Origin of the sequence: Nonomuraea rhodomycinica, from assembly GCF_013363995.1 — a bacterium.
In the GTDB taxonomy this organism is placed as follows: domain Bacteria; phylum Actinomycetota; class Actinomycetes; order Streptosporangiales; family Streptosporangiaceae; genus Nonomuraea; species Nonomuraea rhodomycinica.
Window position 1 is genome coordinate 246,854 of record NZ_JABWGO010000012.1, and the last position, 14,913, is coordinate 261,766.

Annotated in this window: 12 protein-coding genes; 9 read left to right on the forward strand and 3 right to left on the reverse strand. The window is 70.8% G+C overall.

Features of this window, described 5'->3' with window-relative positions; genetic code table 11:
• Window positions 1–149: 149 nt before the first annotated feature.
• The 6 genes from ruvB to HT134_RS36850 all read left to right on the forward strand — a co-directional run bounded on the left by ruvB (window position 150) and on the right by HT134_RS36850 (window position 7,675).
• A complete protein-coding gene (gene ruvB, locus HT134_RS36825) occupies window positions 150–1,181 on the forward strand; it encodes a Holliday junction branch migration DNA helicase RuvB (RefSeq protein WP_175605086.1) in 1,032 nt (343 codons plus the stop codon).
• Between the two features lie 213 nt (window positions 1,182–1,394).
• Entirely contained in the window at window positions 1,395–1,781 is a 387-nt protein-coding gene (gene yajC, locus HT134_RS36830) for a preprotein translocase subunit YajC (protein ID WP_175605087.1), read from the forward strand.
• Between the two features lie 44 nt (window positions 1,782–1,825).
• Window positions 1,826–3,670 carry a protein translocase subunit SecD gene (gene secD, locus HT134_RS36835; protein WP_312888705.1) on the forward strand — a complete coding sequence of 615 codons (1,845 nt, stop codon included), beginning with the start codon at window positions 1,826–1,828 and terminating at the stop codon, window positions 3,668–3,670.
• 1 nt (window position 3,671) lies between these two features.
• On the forward strand, window positions 3,672–4,682 hold the full coding sequence (gene secF, locus HT134_RS36840) for a protein translocase subunit SecF (RefSeq protein ID WP_175605088.1): 1,011 nt from the start codon (window positions 3,672–3,674) through the stop codon (window positions 4,680–4,682).
• Between the two features lie 106 nt (window positions 4,683–4,788).
• Window positions 4,789–5,307 (forward strand): adenine phosphoribosyltransferase, encoded by a 519-nt coding sequence (locus tag HT134_RS36845; RefSeq protein ID WP_175605089.1) that lies wholly within the window; start codon window positions 4,789–4,791, stop codon window positions 5,305–5,307.
• Between the two features lie 175 nt (window positions 5,308–5,482).
• Complete coding sequence (locus tag HT134_RS36850; RefSeq protein ID WP_175605090.1) at window positions 5,483–7,675, forward strand: RelA/SpoT family protein; 2,193 nt, start codon at window positions 5,483–5,485, stop codon at window positions 7,673–7,675.
• 185 nt (window positions 7,676–7,860) lie between these two features.
• Here HT134_RS36850 and HT134_RS36855 read toward each other — a convergent pair whose 3' ends face one another.
• Window positions 7,861–9,090, reverse strand: coding sequence for a DUF349 domain-containing protein (locus HT134_RS36855; RefSeq protein ID WP_175605091.1), 1,230 nt, complete (start codon window positions 9,088–9,090; stop codon window positions 7,861–7,863).
• A gap of 60 nt (window positions 9,091–9,150) precedes the next feature.
• Window positions 9,151–10,038 carry a peptidylprolyl isomerase gene (locus HT134_RS36860; RefSeq protein ID WP_312888706.1) on the reverse strand — a complete coding sequence of 296 codons (888 nt, stop codon included), beginning with the start codon at window positions 10,036–10,038 and terminating at the stop codon, window positions 9,151–9,153.
• A 139-nt stretch (window positions 10,039–10,177) separates the two neighbouring features.
• Between HT134_RS36860 and HT134_RS36865 the strand changes: the two genes are divergently transcribed.
• From HT134_RS36865 to aspS, 3 genes are read left to right on the forward strand one after another with little or no spacing between them, the layout of a single operon-like run.
• Window positions 10,178–10,858 (forward strand): MBL fold metallo-hydrolase, encoded by a 681-nt coding sequence (locus HT134_RS36865; protein WP_175605093.1) that lies wholly within the window; start codon window positions 10,178–10,180, stop codon window positions 10,856–10,858.
• A 10-nt stretch (window positions 10,859–10,868) separates the two neighbouring features.
• Window positions 10,869–12,128, forward strand: coding sequence for a histidine--tRNA ligase (gene hisS / locus HT134_RS36870; protein WP_175605094.1), 1,260 nt, complete (start codon window positions 10,869–10,871; stop codon window positions 12,126–12,128).
• Window positions 12,125–13,861, forward strand: a complete 1,737-nt coding sequence (gene aspS / locus HT134_RS36875) for an aspartate--tRNA ligase (protein ID WP_175605095.1) — start codon at window positions 12,125–12,127, stop codon at window positions 13,859–13,861. The genes hisS and aspS overlap by 4 nt, the downstream gene beginning before the upstream one ends.
• Window positions 13,862–13,999: 138 nt before the next feature.
• Here aspS and HT134_RS36880 read toward each other — a convergent pair whose 3' ends face one another.
• The gene (locus HT134_RS36880) at window positions 14,000–14,887 is read right to left on the reverse strand and encodes a peptidylprolyl isomerase (protein ID WP_175605096.1); all 888 of its coding nucleotides are present in this window, start codon (window positions 14,885–14,887) and stop codon (window positions 14,000–14,002) included.
• Window positions 14,888–14,913: the final 26 nt, after the last annotated feature.

Sequence of the window (14,913 nt, forward strand, 5' to 3'; positions counted from 1 at the left end):
CACCCGTCAGGCCCGTCCGGCCGCCGGCCGCGTGCTCTCCCGCCCGGACGGGGAGCGCGCGCGTGCCGTACTCTCGCAGGACCCCCGCCCCCGGCACGGCGCGGGGCGGAGAGGGCAGGGAGAGGGCAGAGCGTGAGGGAGACCCGGAAGTGAGCCTGGAGCGGGACCTCGTGTCGCCCGACGCCGACGGCGACGAGCTGCAGATCGAGGCGGCCCTGCGCCCCAAGCGGCTGGGCGAGTTCATCGGCCAGGGCCGCGTGCGCGAGCAGCTCTCGCTGGTCCTGGAGAGCGCCCTGCGCCGCAACCGGCCGCCCGACCACGTGCTGATGAGCGGATCGCCCGGACTCGGCAAGACGACCCTGGCTATGATCATCGCGGCCGAGCTGAGCGCCCCGCTCCGCATCACCTCGGGCCCCGCCCTGGAGCGGGCCGGTGACCTGGCGGCCATCCTGTCGACGCTGGCCGAGGGCGAGGTGCTGTTCATCGACGAGATCCACCGGATGGCGCGCCCCGCCGAGGAGATGCTCTACCTCGCCATGGAGGACTTCCGGGTCGACATCGTCGTCGGCAAGGGGCCCGGCGCGACCGCCATCCCGCTCGACATCGCGCCGTTCACGCTCGTCGGCGCCACCACCCGCGCCGGTCTGCTGCCCGCGCCGCTGCGCGACCGCTTCGGCTTCACCGCGCACATGGACTTCTACGAGGTGGCCGAGCTGGAGCAGGTGCTGCACCGCTCGTCGCGGCTCCTCGGCGTGACCCTGCCGCCGGAGGGCGCCCACGAGATCGCCCGCCGCTCGCGCGGCACGCCCCGCATCGCCAACCGCCTGCTGCGCCGGGTGCGCGACTTCGCCGACGTGCGCGCCGACGGCGTCATCGACCGCGACGTCGCCTCCGCCGCGCTCGACCTGTACGAGGTCGACCCCGAAGGGCTCGACCGGCTCGACCGGGCGGTGCTCGGCGCGCTCCTGCGCAAGTTCGGCGGCGGACCGGTGGGCCTGTCCACGCTGGCCGTGGCCGTGGGGGAGGAGCCCGAGACGGTCGAGGTGGTCGCCGAGCCGTTCCTCGTCCGGCAGGGACTGCTGGCCAGGACCCCGCGCGGTCGGGTCGCGACCGCCGCGGCCTGGCATCATCTGGGAATGACGCCGCCCCCGGACGCCTTCGGAGCGGCGCATTTCGACTGATTACAGAACGGTTGCAACCGTTTCGAATTGGGAACTTCCCCGCGCGGCGAAACGCTGCCTCGTTGCCGCGTTTCGCAACAACGGCCTACACTCCGTGGTTTGGCTGGCTGTGTAGGCTGACGGGCTGAGCGGCGCGGCCCCGGAGGCACAGCCCGGAATTTCCGGCGCGACGCCGGTGTCAACTTCTTGTACGAAGATGGAAGGTCGCCCCTTATGAACACGGGTCAACTCACGAGTATCCTGCCGCTGATTCTTCTGGTGGTGGTGTTCTACTTCCTGCTGATTCGTCCGCAGCGCAAGCGTCAGCAGGAAGCGGCCCAGATGCAGAACAGCCTGACCCCCGGGGCGCGCGTGATGACGACGACGGGCCTGTTCGGCACCGTGGTCGCGGTGGAGAATGAGGACGTGGTCCTCGAGGTGGCCCCCGGCATCGAGACCCGGTGGGTGAAGGCCGCGATCGGGCGTGTCGTCACCCCTGGCGAGCCGGTGGCCGACGAACCTCCGGCGGACGACGTGTCCGACGCCGTCGAGACGGACAAGGACGGCACGACCGGCACCGCCTCCGAGCGCAACGACGGCCAGGACACCACGAAGTCCTGACTAGGCTTCTGCGACAAACCTCTATCCGAAAGAACTGACGACCAGTGGCCCGACCGACCAGCAGCCACAGCAAGCCGGGGCGGACGCTCCTGCTGCTCCTGGCGCTCATCCTCGCCCTGGGCGGGACGATGTTCCTGCAGAAGGCGTTCACGCCGAAGCTCGGACTCGACCTCGCGGGCGGCACCACGTTGACGCTGACACCGGTGACCCAGAACGGTGCCTCGCCGCCCGAGGAGATCCTCGACCGCGCGGTCAACATCATCCGTGATCGGGTCAACGGCAACGGCATCTCCGACGCGGAGGTCGCCAAGTCCGGCGACAACATCATCATCTCGATCCCGGGCGTCGGGCAGAACGAGGCGATCGGGCTGGTCTCGACCACCGCGGAGCTGCGCTTCCGCCAGGTGCTCGCGATGGAGGCCACGCAGCTCCCGCAGGATCTGCCCACCCAGGCGCCGACGCCGGGCGCCACCCCGTCCGGCTCGGCGTCGCCGGCGAGCTCGTCGTCGGCCAAGCCCCAGCCGTCCTCCACCCGCTCGGCGGGCACGCCCGGGCCGTCCGTGTCGCCGACGGGCAAGGCGCTGTCCTCGGCCCTGACCGCGCCCACGCCCACCGCCACGGGCCAGGCCGCCAAGCCGGAGACCACCGGTAAGGCCGCCAAGCCCGAGACCACCCGCGGGGCGCAGTCCGACCAGCGGCAGCAGCGGCAGAAGGGGCAGGACGCGAAGGCCACCCCGACCCCGGCGGCCACGCCGAGCAGCACGCAGCAGCCGGCCAACCCCAACATCGACACCACCGGCATCGACCCGGCGGTGCTCAAGCAGTTCCAGACCCTCGACTGCACCGACCCCAAGAAGCGCGGCCAGGGCGTCCAGGACGACCCCAACAAGCAGTACGCGGCCTGCGAGAGCGACGGCAGCTACAAGTACGTCCTCGACGAGGCCAAGGTCGTCGGCACCGACATCGACACCGCCTCCGCGGGCGTCCGCCAGGGCACCACCGAATGGCTCGTCCAGCTCGACTTCAAGTCCAAGGGCGCGAGCACCTGGGCCACGCTCACCGGCCAGGCCGTCAGCGCACCCGAGCCCCGCAACAAGGTCGCGGTCGTCCTCGACGGCGTCGTCATCACCGCCCCCAACATCATCAGCGCCATCCCCGGCGGCCGCGCCGAGATCACCGGCGGCTTCGACCAGAAGAGCGCCACCGACCTGGCCGAGCAGCTCAAGTACGGCGCGCTGCCGCTGAAGTTCAACCGCAGCTCGGCCGAGACGGTGTCCTCGACCCTCGGCCAGGACCAGCTCCAGGGCGGCCTGATCGCCGGCGTCATCGGCCTGGCCCTCGTGGTCGTCTACAGCCTGCTCTACTACCGCGGCCTCGGCATCGTCGCGGTGCTGAGCCTCGTGGTCGCCACGATCCTCACCTACACGGCCGTGGTCGTGCTCGGCCACAACGCCAACTTCCGGCTCTCGCTGCCGCACATCATCGGCCTGGTGGTCTCGATCGGCATCACCGCCGACTCCTTCATCGTCTACTTCGAACGCATCCGCGACGAGATGAAGGAGGGGCGGCGCACCCTGCGCGCCGCCGTCGAGGTGGCCTGGGTCCGCGCCCGGCGCACGATCCTGATCGCCGACGCCGTCATGTTCATCGCCGCGGTCGTGCTCTACGCGCTGGCGGTCGGCGGCGTGGCCGGCTTCGCGTTCGCCATGGGCCTGACCACGCTCATCGACATCGTGGTCGTGTTCCTGTTCACGAAGCCGTTCATCGCGGTGCTCGCCAGGCTGAAGTTCTTCGCCAAGGGGCATCCGCTGTCCGGCCTCGACTCCGAGCGCATGAGCGCCGACCACTCCGGCTCCGCCGGCCGTACGACCACCCCGCAGGAGGCCTGACATGGGACTGGGGCGTCGCCTCTACCGCGGCGAGATCGACATCGACTTCGTCGGCCGCTGGAAGCTGTGGTACAGCCTGTCCGGCTTCCTGCTGATCGTCTCCATCGCCGGCCTGCTGATCAACGGCCTCAACCTGGGTGTGGAGTTCAAGGGCGGCTCGGTCATCTCCTTCAAGCCGGCCGTGGCCACGACCGTCGAGGACGTCCGCAACACGTTCCGCGACGAGGGCGTCCACCAGGCGATCGTCCAGACGACCAACCAGCGCTACCGCATCACCAGCGAGGACCTCTCCGAGGCCACCACGGCCAAGCTGCAGCAGGTCATCAAGCAGAAGTACGACGTCAAGGAGCAGATCGACGTGCAGTCGATCGGCGCCTCCTGGGGCGGTGAGGTCTCCCAGAAGGCCTGGATCGGCCTGGGCGTCTTCATGCTGGCGATCATCCTGTACCTGTCGATGGCGTTCGAGCCGAAGATGGCGCTGGCCGCCATCGTCGCGCTCATCCACGACCTCGTCATCACCGCCGGGATCTACGCCTGGTCCGGCTTCGAGGTCACCCCGGCGACCCTGCTGGGCTTCCTGACCATCCTCGGTTACTCGCTCTACGACGCGGTCGTGGTGTTCGACATGATCAAGGAGGTCACGGCCAAGCTGGGCACGACGTCCAAGCAGACGTACTCCATGGCGGCCAACAACGCCCTCAGCCACACGCTGATCCGGTCGCTGAACACCTCGCTGGTCGCCATCCTGCCGGTGGCGGCGATCCTGTTCATCGGCACCACGTTGCTCGGCGCGGGCACGCTGAAGGACCTGTCGCTGGCCCTGTTCGTCGGCATGATCGTCGGTACGTACTCCTCGCTGTGCGTCGCCACGCCGCTGCTGGTGACGCTCAAGGAGCGCGAGCCGAAGTACCAGGCCATCGCCCGGCGCGTCGCCGCCGCGAGCGGCGGTGGCGGCAAGAAGTCCGGCAAGGGGTCCAAGGGCTCCGAGAACGCGGCCGTCGCCAAGGGCTGAGCATGACACGCGGGGCGGGCCGGCACCACGCCGTCCCGCCCCGCCGCACGTCCGCCCCATTCCGTGACGCCCCCCGGCGACACGAACCTCCCGAAGGAGCCCCGACATGACCGACCTCAGCGCGCTGATCCTCGACCGGATCAGGGACGTGCCCGACTACCCCAAGCCCGGCGTGCTGTTCAAGGACATCAGCCCGCTGCTCGCCGACCACGCCGCGTTCGCGGCCGTGGTGGACGAGGTGGCCGGGTGGCGCCCCGCCGACAAGATCGTCGGCATCGAGGCGCGGGGCTTCATCCTCGCCGCCCCCGTCGCCTACCGCGCCGGAGCCGGATTCGTGCCGGTACGGAAAAAGGGCAAACTTCCCTCCGAAACGCTCGAGGAGTCCTACGATCTGGAGTACGGCTCCGCGACCATCGAGGTCCACCGCGACGCCTTCGACGAGGGCGACCGGGTGCTCATCGTCGACGACGTGCTCGCCACCGGCGGCACGGCGGAGGCGACCGTGGAGCTCGTGCGCAGGGCCGGGGCGGAGGTCGTCGGCGTCGCCATGCTCATGGAGCTGGCCTTCCTCAAGGGGCGCGAGCGCCTCAAAGAGGTGGACCTGCGCTCCCTGGTGATCGTCTGAGCCGGACCCGCGGGAGGCCAGGTTTCGCGCCTGGATACACTGGGGGACCTGGACTCGAACATGAGGAGTCTGTGTGCCCCGTGATGTGGTCGTGCCCGACGTAACCGACGCAGGAAGTGCCGAACCTGCCGGCGGCGCTCCTGCGACGCGTCGGCGCCGCTTTGGGGGTGGGGCCATGAACCCGGTGCTGGAGCCGCTGTTCCGCACGGTCCGTGCCACCCATCCCAAGGCCGACCTGCGCCTGATCGAGCGCGCCTACGAGGTCGCCGCCCACCACCACCGCGACCAGAAGCGCAAGTCCGGCGACCCGTACATCACGCACCCGCTGGCCGTCGCGACGATCCTGGCCGAGCTGGGCACCGACGACGAGACGTTGTGCGCGGCCCTGCTGCACGACACCGTCGAGGACACCTCCTACGGCCTGGACGAGCTGCGCGCCGACTTCGGCGACACGATCGGCTCGCTGGTCGACGGCGTGACCAAGCTGGACAAGGTCAAGTTCGGTGACGCGGCGCAGGCCGAGACCGTGCGCAAGATGGTCGTCGCCATGTCCCGCGACATCCGCGTGCTGATCATCAAGCTGGCCGACCGGCTGCACAACATGCGCACCATGCGCTACCTGCCCGAGCACAAGCGCCACCAGAAGTCCCGCGAGACCCTGGAGATCTTCGCCCCGCTCGCCCACCGCCTGGGCATGAACACCATCAAGTGGGAGCTGGAGGACCTCGCGTTCGCGATGCTCTACCCCAAGCGCTACGACGAGATCGCGCGCATGGTGTCGGAGCGGGCCCCGCGCCGCGACCTGTTCCTGCAGGAGGTCATCGAGAAGGTCTCCGGCGACCTGCGCGACGCACGGATCCGCGCGGTGGTCAAGGGCCGGCCCAAGCACTACTACTCCGTCTACCAGAAGATGATCGCCCGCGACGTCGCCTTCGACGACATCTACGACCTGGTCGGCATCCGGGTCCTCGTCGACAGCGTGCGCGACTGCTATGCGGCCCTCGGAACGATCCACGCGCGATGGAACCCGGTGCCCGGCCGGTTCAAGGACTACATCGCGATGCCGAAGTTCAACATGTACCAGTCGCTGCACACCACGGTGATCGGCCCCGAGGGCAAGCCGGTGGAGCTGCAGATCCGCACCCACGCCATGCACCATCGGGCCGAGTACGGCGTGGCCGCCCACTGGAAGTACAAGGAGGAGGTCGGCGCCCCCGGCCCCCAGGGCAAGGTCAAGCCGGGCAGCGACATGGCCTGGCTGCGCCAGCTCCTCGACTGGCAGAAGGAGACCTCCGACCCGGGCGAGTTCCTGGAGTCGCTGCGCTTCGACCTGTCGGTCTCCGAGGTCTACGTGTTCACCCCGAAGGGGCAGGTCATCGCGCTGCCCGAGGGCGCGACGCCGGTCGACTTCGCCTACGCCGTCCACACCGAGGTCGGCCACCGCTGCATCGGCGCCCGCGTCAACGGCCGCCTCGTGCCGCTGGAGTCGCGCCTGGGCAACGGCGACACGGTCGAGATCTTCACCTCCAAGTCGCCCGACGCCGGGCCGTCGCGCGACTGGCTGAAGTTCGTCAAGTCGGGCCGGGCCCGCAACAAGATCCGGCAGTGGTTCTCCAAGGAGCGCCGCGAGACCGCGATCGAGGCGGGCAAGGAGGCCATCGGGCGGGCCATGCGCAAGCAGGGGCTGCCGCTGCAGCGGCTGATGTCCGGCGAGTCGCTGCTGGCCCTGGCCCGCGACCTGCGCTACCCCGACGTGTCGGCCCTGTACGCGGCCGTCGGCGAGGGCCACGTGGCCGCCCAGACGGTCGTGCAGAAGCTCGTGACGTCCATCGGCGGCGTCGAGAGCGCCGAGGAGGACATCGCCGAGACGTCGCTGCCGACGCGGCTGCGCGGCCGCCCCAGGGGCGGAGGCGGCGCGGGCGTGGTCGTCGCGGGCGACGCCGACGTGTGGGTGCGCCTGTCCAAGTGCTGCACCCCGGTGCCCGGCGACGAGATCGTCGGCTTCGTCACCCGCGGCCACGGCGTCTCGGTCCACCGGGCCGACTGCACGAACGTCCAGCAGCTCAAGGAGCAGCCGGACCGCCTGGTCGAGGTGAGCTGGTCGCCCGGCGACGACTCGGTGTTCCTGGTCGCCATCCAGGTCGAGGCCCTGGATCGGCCGCGCCTGCTGTCCGACGTCACGCGCACGCTGTCCGACCAGCACGTCAACATCCTGAGCGCCTCGGTCACCACCTCGCGCGACCGGGTGGCGGTCAGCAAGTTCACCTTCGAGATGGGCGACCCCAAGCACCTGGGCCACGTGCTCAAGGCCGTGCGCAACATCCAGGGCGTCTTCGACGTCTACCGCGTCAGCGGCGCCGGGAGCTGACGGCTCCCGGCTCGTCCGCCCGCCCGCCGCTCAGGGCGCCGAGCACGCGGACGGGCGCGCGGACACGCAGGCGACCCCCGTCGCCCGCGCGGGCGCGTGCCGGACCGGCGCGCGAGTCGCGCAGCGGCCGGTCAGCCGACCTCAGCCGGTCAGCCGACCTCAGCCGGTCAGCCGACCTCGGCCGGTCAGCTGAACTCGGCCAGGGTGCGCTCGGCCTCCTCCAGCCACGAGCGGCGGGCCGTCAGGGCCTCCTCGGCCTCCTTGACGTCCTTGGCCCGGCCCGCGTCACGCGCCTTGGCCAGGCGCTTCTCCAGCTGCTCGATCGAGGTGCGCAGCTGGTCGACGGTGCTCTGGGCGCGGGCGCGCGCCTCGGGGTTGGAGCGCTTCCACTCGGCCTCCTCGGCGCGGCGGACGGCGTCGTCCACCTTGCGCAGCCCGCCCTCCAGGCGGTCGCGCTGGTCGCGCGGCACCGGGCCGGCGGCCTCCCACCGCTCCACGAGGTGGCGCAGCGCGGCCCGCGCGGCGCGCACGTCGGTGACCGGCAAGATCTTCTCGGCCTCGGCCAGCAGCTGCTCCTTGACCTCGGCGTTGGCCGCGAGCGAGGCGTCGCGCTCGGCGAACACCGCCGAACGCGCCTGGAAGAACTGGTCCTGGGCGCCCTTGAAACGGGCCCACAGCTCGTCCTCGACCTCGCGCGAGGCCCGGCCGGCGCTCTTCCACTGCTGCATCAGGTCGCGGTAGGCCGCGGCCGTGCCGCCCCAGTCGGTCGAGCCGGCGATCGCCTCGGCCTCCTCGACGATGCGCTCCTTGGCGGCGCGCACGCCCTCCCGCTGCTCGTCGAGGCCCGCGAAGTACTGCTTGCGGCGCTTGGCGAACGCGGTGCGGGCCGCCGACAGCCGCTTCCACAGGGCCGCCTCGGTGACCCGGTCGATGCGGTCGGCGGCCTTCCACTCCTCGACGAGCTGGCGCAGCCGCTCGCCGCCGGACTTCCAGTGGGTCGTCTCGTCGGCGATGCGCTCGGCCTCGGCGACGATGCGCTCCTTGACCGCCCTGGCCTCGGCCCGGGCGTGCTCGCGGGCCGCCTTGACCTCTTCGCGGCGGTGCGCGACCAGCTCGGACAGGCCGTCGAGCCGGGCGGTCAGCGCGCCGAGGTCGCCCACCGCGTGCGCCTCGGCCACGGCCTCGCGCAGCTTGACGATGCTGGCCTCGGCCTGGGCCGGCGCCAGGTCGGTGCCCTTGACCCGCTGCTCCAGCAGCTGAACCTGGCCGGCCAGCTCGTCGTACTTGCGATGGAAGTACGCCAGCGCTTCCTCGGGTTCACCGGCCTGCCAGGAGCCGACGGCGCGCTCTCCCTCAGCCGTACGCACGTAGACGGTGCCGTCGTCGTCTACCCGGCCCCACGGGTCGGTGCTCACCGTGTCCTCCCGCACTTTCCATCAGACCCTTCGGGACATGACGTCCCTTGTTGTATTACGTCAGCTCTTGCCAGCTATTGTCACGTCTTTGATTTCGACGGTTTCCTTGGGTGCTCCCGTGCCGTCCCCGGCGTCACCGATGACGCCCGCCTTGTTGACCTTGTCCAGGATGTCGAGCCCCTTCGTGATCGTACCCACCGGCGTGTAATCCGGGGTAAGTCCGATATCGCCGTACACCAGGAAGAACTGGCTGCCCGTGCTTCCCGGCGCCTGGGTCTTGGCCATCGCCATGACGCCGCGCTTGTACGCGGCGCCCTGCAGGTTCTCCTCGGCCATCACGTAGCCGGGGCCGCCGGTGCCGTCGCCGCCGCTCTTGCCGTCGGCCTTGGCCGTCGGGTCGCCGCACTGCAGCATCGGGAACTTGTCGCTGCCGAGGCGGTGGCACTTGCTGCCGTCGTAGTAGTTCTTCTTGGCCAGGAACGCCAGGGAGTTGACGGTGCAGGGCGCCTTGGCGTTGTCGAGCGTGACCTCGATGTCGCCCAGGTTGGTCTTCAGCGTCATCGTCTTGGTGGCGGGCTTGAGCGACACCTTGGCCGGCGGCATGCCGACGTTCTTGACGTTGCCGCCCGCGGTGTCGGCCACGTAGCCGCACGTGCCGGTCTTCGGGTCGTACGGCTTGGCCTGCGCGGCGGGCGAGGCCGAGGCGGTGTCCTGCGGCGCGGAGGTGTCCTGCGCCGAGGCGGTGGGCGTGGCCGCCGCCTCCTTGGCGGGGTCGCCGCCCAGCAGCGCGACCGCGGCCACGATGCCGCCCACCACGACCACGACCCCGACCGTGGAGCCGATGATCGCGGTGCGCTTGGCCTTCTGCTCGCGCTCGATGCGGCGCTGCAACTGGCGCTCGTGGTGCTCGCGCGCCAGCTGCTTCTGCCGGTCCTTCCCCGTGGCCACCGCTTTGCCTCCCATAGTCAATCAACTGAGGTGGGCGAATCGTATCGGCCAACGGGCGATGATTCGCAGCCCGGCGACCCGCACCGGTACCCTTCGGTTACATTCCCATTGGCTTTTTTGACGAGATCACCTGAGGCAGATGCTCATCGCAGGCTTCCCCGCAGGGGCCTTCCAGACCAATTGTTACGTCATCGCGCCCGCCGCGGGCGAGGAGTGCGTGATCGTCGACCCTGGTCAGGACGCCGTGGACGGGGTCGACGAGCTGCTGCGCGAGCACCGGCTCAGGCCGGTGGCCGTCCTGCTCACCCACGGCCACCTCGACCACGTCTGGTCGGTGGCGCCGGTGTGCGGTGCCCGCGACGTGCCGGCCTGGATCCACCCCGACGACCGCCACCTGCTGTCCGACCCCGCCGCGGGCTGGGGCTCGGTCGGCGCCCAGCTCTTCGGCGGCATCACGCTGAGCGAGCCCGACGACGTGCGCGAGCTGTCCGACGGCGCCACGCTCCCGCTGGCGGGGCTGGAGTTCACGGTGGACCACACGCCCGGCCATACCAGGGGGTCGGTGAGCTTCCGGCTGCCCGACGACGCGATCATGTTCGCGGGCGACCTGCTGTTCGCCGGCTCCATCGGCCGCACCGACCTGCCGGGCGGCGACTACCCGACGATCCTGCGCAGCCTGGCCACCAAGTGCCTGACGCTGCCTGACGATACGGTCGTCCTGCCGGGCCACGGACCACAGACCACGATCGGCCACGAGCGCGCCACCAATCCTTATCTCAGGGAGGCCGCGCCGCACGCCGGTCCCACACGAGGCATCTGACAGGGAATCCATGAGTTTCCAAGCACCCAAGGGCACCTTCGACTGGCTCCCGCCCCGCTCCGAGCAGGTCCTCGCCGTGCGCGAGGCCCTCGTCGCCCCGGCGCGGCGGGCCGGCTACGGCTACGTCGAGACGCCCGTCTTCGAGGACACCCAGCTGTTCGCCAGGGGCGTCGGGGAGTCGACCGACATCGTCTCCAAGGAGATGTACACCTTCCCCGACAAGGCCGGCCGCTCGCTGACCCTGCGCCCCGAGGGCACGGCCTCGGTCGTGCGCGCGGTGCTCCAGCACGGCCTGCACAACGGGCAGCTCCCGGTCAAGCTGTGGTACTCCGGCAGCCAGTTCCGCTACGAGCGCGCCCAGAAGGGCCGCTACCGCCACTTCTGGCAGGTGGGCGCCGAGGCCCTGGGCGCCGAGGACCCGGCGCTCGACGCCGAGCTGATCGTGCTCGCCGCGCGCGGTTTCGCGGCGCTCGGCCTCACCCAGGTCCGGCTGCTGCTCAACTCCCTGGGCGACCGCGTGTGCCGGCCGGCCTACCGCGCCGCCCTGCAGGAGTTCCTGCGCGGCCTGGACCTCGACGCCGACACCCGCGCCCGCGTCGAGATCAACCCGCTGCGCGTGCTGGACGACAAGCGGCCCGAGGTGCAGGCCCAGCTCGCCGGGGCGCCCCTGGTCGTCGACCACCTGTGCGAGGCCTGCAAGGCCTACCACGAGGAGGTCCGCTCGCTGCTGACGGCCGCCGGGGTCGCCTTCGAGGACGATCCCCGGCTGGTGCGGGGGCTCGACTACTACACGCGCACCACGTTCGAGTTCCTGCACGGCGGGCTGGGCTCCCAGTCCGCCGTGGGCGGCGGCGGCCGCTACGACGGGCTCAGCGAGATGCTCGGCGGCCCGCCGCTGCCGAGCGTCGGCTGGGCGCTCGGGGTCGACCGCACGTTCCTCGCCATGGAGGCCGAGGGGCTGGTGCCCGCCGAGGCGCCCGGGCGCGTCCAGGTGTACGGTGTCGCGCTGGGCGAGGACGCACGCCGCCGGATGTTCCTGCTCATGGACGAGCTGCGCCGGGCGGGCGTCAGCGCCGACATGGCCTTCGGCGGCAAGGGGCTCAAGGGGGCGATGAAGGGGGCCGACCGCTCCGGCGCCCGCTTCGCGCTGATCCTGGGCGAGCGCGACCTGGCGGCCGAGGCCGTCCAACTGAAGGACCTGACCACCGCTGAGCAGACCGAGGTGCCGCTGGCCCAGGTCGTCGACGTTCTGAAAGGGAAAGTGCAGTGATTCGCACGCATACGGCCGGGTCGCTCCGTGAGGAGCACGCCGGGCAGCAGGTGACGCTCGCGGGATGGGTGGCCCGGCGCCGTGACCACGGCGGTGTGGTCTTCATCGACCTGCGCGACGCCTCGGGCTCGGCGCAGGTGGTCTTCCGCGAGGAGGACCACGCCCACGACCTGCGCGCCGAGTACTGCGTGAAGGTCGTCGGCCAGGTGCGCGTGCGCCCGGAGGGCAACGAGAACCCCGACCTGCCCACCGGCGCCATCGAGGTGGTGGCCGAGGAGGTCGAGGTGCTGAGCGAGTCGGCGCCGCTGCCGTTCCCCATCGAGGGCAACGTCGGCGTCTCCGAGGAGGCCCGCCTCAAGTACCGCTACCTCGACATCCGCCGCCAGCAGGTCGCCCAGGCCATGCGCACCCGCTCCAAGGCCACCTACCTGGCCAACGAGGTGCTGAACGAGCTGGGCTTCGTCTACGTCGAGACGCCGACGCTGACCCGCTCCACGCCCGAGGGCGCGCGCGACTTCCTCGTGCCGGTCCGCCTGCAGCCGGGCAACTGGTACGCCCTGCCGCAGTCGCCGCAGCTGTTCAAGCAGCTCCTCCAGGTCGCCGGCCTGGAGCGCTACTACCAGCTCGCCAAGTGCTACCGCGACGAGGACCTGCGCGCCGACCGGCAGCCCGAGTTCACCCAGATCGACATCGAGATGTCCTTCGTGGACCAGGAGGACGTCATCGCGGTCGGCGAGAAGCTGATCGGCCGCCTGTGGCGCGAGGTGCTCGGCTACGAGATCCCGATGCCGCTGCCGCGCATGACCTACGCCGACGCGATGGCCCGCTACGGCTCCGACAAGCCCGACCTGCGCTTCGGCCAGGAGCTCGTCGACATGACCGACTACTTCTCCGGCACCACGTTCCGGGTCTTCCAGGCCGAGTACGTCGGCGCGGTCGTCATGCCGGGCGGGGCCTCCCAGACCCGCAAGGAGCTCGACGGCTGGCAGGAGTGGGCCCGCTCGCGCGGCGCCAAGGGCCTGGCCTACGTGCTCGTGCAGCCCGACGGCACGCTCGGCGGCCCGGTCGCCAAGAACCTGTCGGAGGAGGAGCTGTCCGGCCTGGCCGCCCAGGTCAAGGCCGAGCCGGGCGACGCGATCTTCTTCGCGGCCGGCGCCCGCAACGCCTCGCGCGACCTGCTGGGCGCGGCCCGGCTGGAGATCGGCCGCCGCTGCGGGCTGATCGACGAGTCGCAGTGGTCGTTCCTGTGGGTGGTGGACGCGCCCATGTTCGAGGAGGACGGCGAGGGCGGCTGGACGGCCGTCCACCACCCGTTCACCGGCCCCAAGCCGGAGTGGGCCGACAACTTCCAGGACCACCCCGCCGAGGCCCTGGCCTACGCCTACGACATGGTCTGCAACGGCATGGAGATCGGCGGCGGCTCCATCCGTATCCACCGCGCCGAGATGCAGCAGCGCGTCTTCGACGTGCTGGGCATCTCCAAGGAGGAGGCCGAGAGCAAGTTCGGCTTCCTGCTGGAGGCGTTCAAGTACGGCCCGCCGCCGCACGGCGGCATCGCCTACGGCTGGGACCGCATCTGCATGCTGCTGTCGGGCGGCGAGTCGATCCGCGACGTCATCGCGTTCCCGAAGACGGCCTCCGGCTTCGACCCGCTCACCGCGGCCCCCACGCCCATCACGGCCGCCCAGCGCAAGGAGGCCGGTGTCGACGCCCAGCCCAAGGGTGAGGCGTAGGCACAGGCCCGTACAGGCGTCCTGACAGCGCCCCCGTCTCCTTCGCGGAGGCGGGGGCGCTGGGCTTCGGTGGCGGGAGACGGCGACGGCCGCCTCCCGGATCTCCGGTGAGGCGGCCGCCGACGTGGCCCCGCGGGGTCACTTCACGATGACCCGCTTGATGATGACCGGGTTCTTCGGCGCGGTCGAGCCGCCGTCACCCGTGATGTCCTGGTCGTTGACGATGACGCCGTCCTTGGCGACCCGCTCGATGATGTCCAGGCCGGAGCTGACCATGCCGAGCACCGAGTACTGCGGCTCGATCTGCGCGTTCTCGTCCGACATCGAGATCGCGAACTGGCTGCTGTTCTGCCCCGCGGCGTCCTGCGGCTGGGTCAGGAAGACCACGCCCTTGGTGTACGGGACGGCTCCGACGGCCTCGTCCGCGAAGACGTAGCCCGCGGTGCCCTGACCGTCGGTGGGGTTCTTGCCGTCGGCCTTGGCCTTCGGGTCGCCGCACTGCAGGAGGAACAGGCCGGAGGTCTCGGGCGTCACCAGGCGGTGGCACTTGGTGTTGTCGTAGAAGTGCTTCTTGGCCAGGAACGCCATCGAGTTGACCGAGCACGGCGTGAGGGCCGGGTCGAGGTCGATCACGATGTTGCCGTGGTTGGTGACCACGGTCATCGTGCTGAGCTTCATGTTGGGCCGCTTGCCCGGCATACCCACGTACTTCTGCGGGACATCCGAGGTGTCACGCTTGTAGGTGCAGGTGACCGGGCCGGTGTGTGTGGGGGTGGGCTTGGCCGTGGGCAGTGCGGCCGACGGGCTGGCCGAGGCGGAGGGTGTGCTCTCGGCCGCGACGGTCTTGGCCGGATCCCGGTTGACCAGGGTGGTCGCGGCGAAGATGCCGCCCGCCACCACCGCGACGGCAACGCCCGCGCCGATGAAGGTGTTCCGCCGCGCCTTGGCGGACTGCGCGGCGGCGCGCTGTGCCTGCCGCTCCTTGTGCTCCCGCGCCAGCTGGCTCTGGCGGTCCTCGCCGCTCACCGGTATGTCCTCCACTTTGCCTACGC

Bases quoted from the DNA above. Each gene is read 5' to 3' on its own strand.
- yajC (WP_175605087.1), top strand. From the start codon at position 1,395: ATGAACACGGGTCAACTCACGAGTATCCTGCCGCTGATTCTTCTGGTG.
- secF (WP_175605088.1), top strand. From the start codon at position 3,672: ATGGGACTGGGGCGTCGCCTCTACCGCGGCGAGATCGACATCGACTTC.
- HT134_RS36845 (WP_175605089.1), top strand. From the start codon at position 4,789: ATGACCGACCTCAGCGCGCTGATCCTCGACCGGATCAGGGACGTGCCC.
- HT134_RS36850 (WP_175605090.1), top strand. From the start codon at position 5,483: ATGAACCCGGTGCTGGAGCCGCTGTTCCGCACGGTCCGTGCCACCCAT.
- HT134_RS36865 (WP_175605093.1), top strand. From the start codon at position 10,178: ATGCTCATCGCAGGCTTCCCCGCAGGGGCCTTCCAGACCAATTGTTAC.
- hisS (WP_175605094.1), top strand. From the start codon at position 10,869: ATGAGTTTCCAAGCACCCAAGGGCACCTTCGACTGGCTCCCGCCCCGC.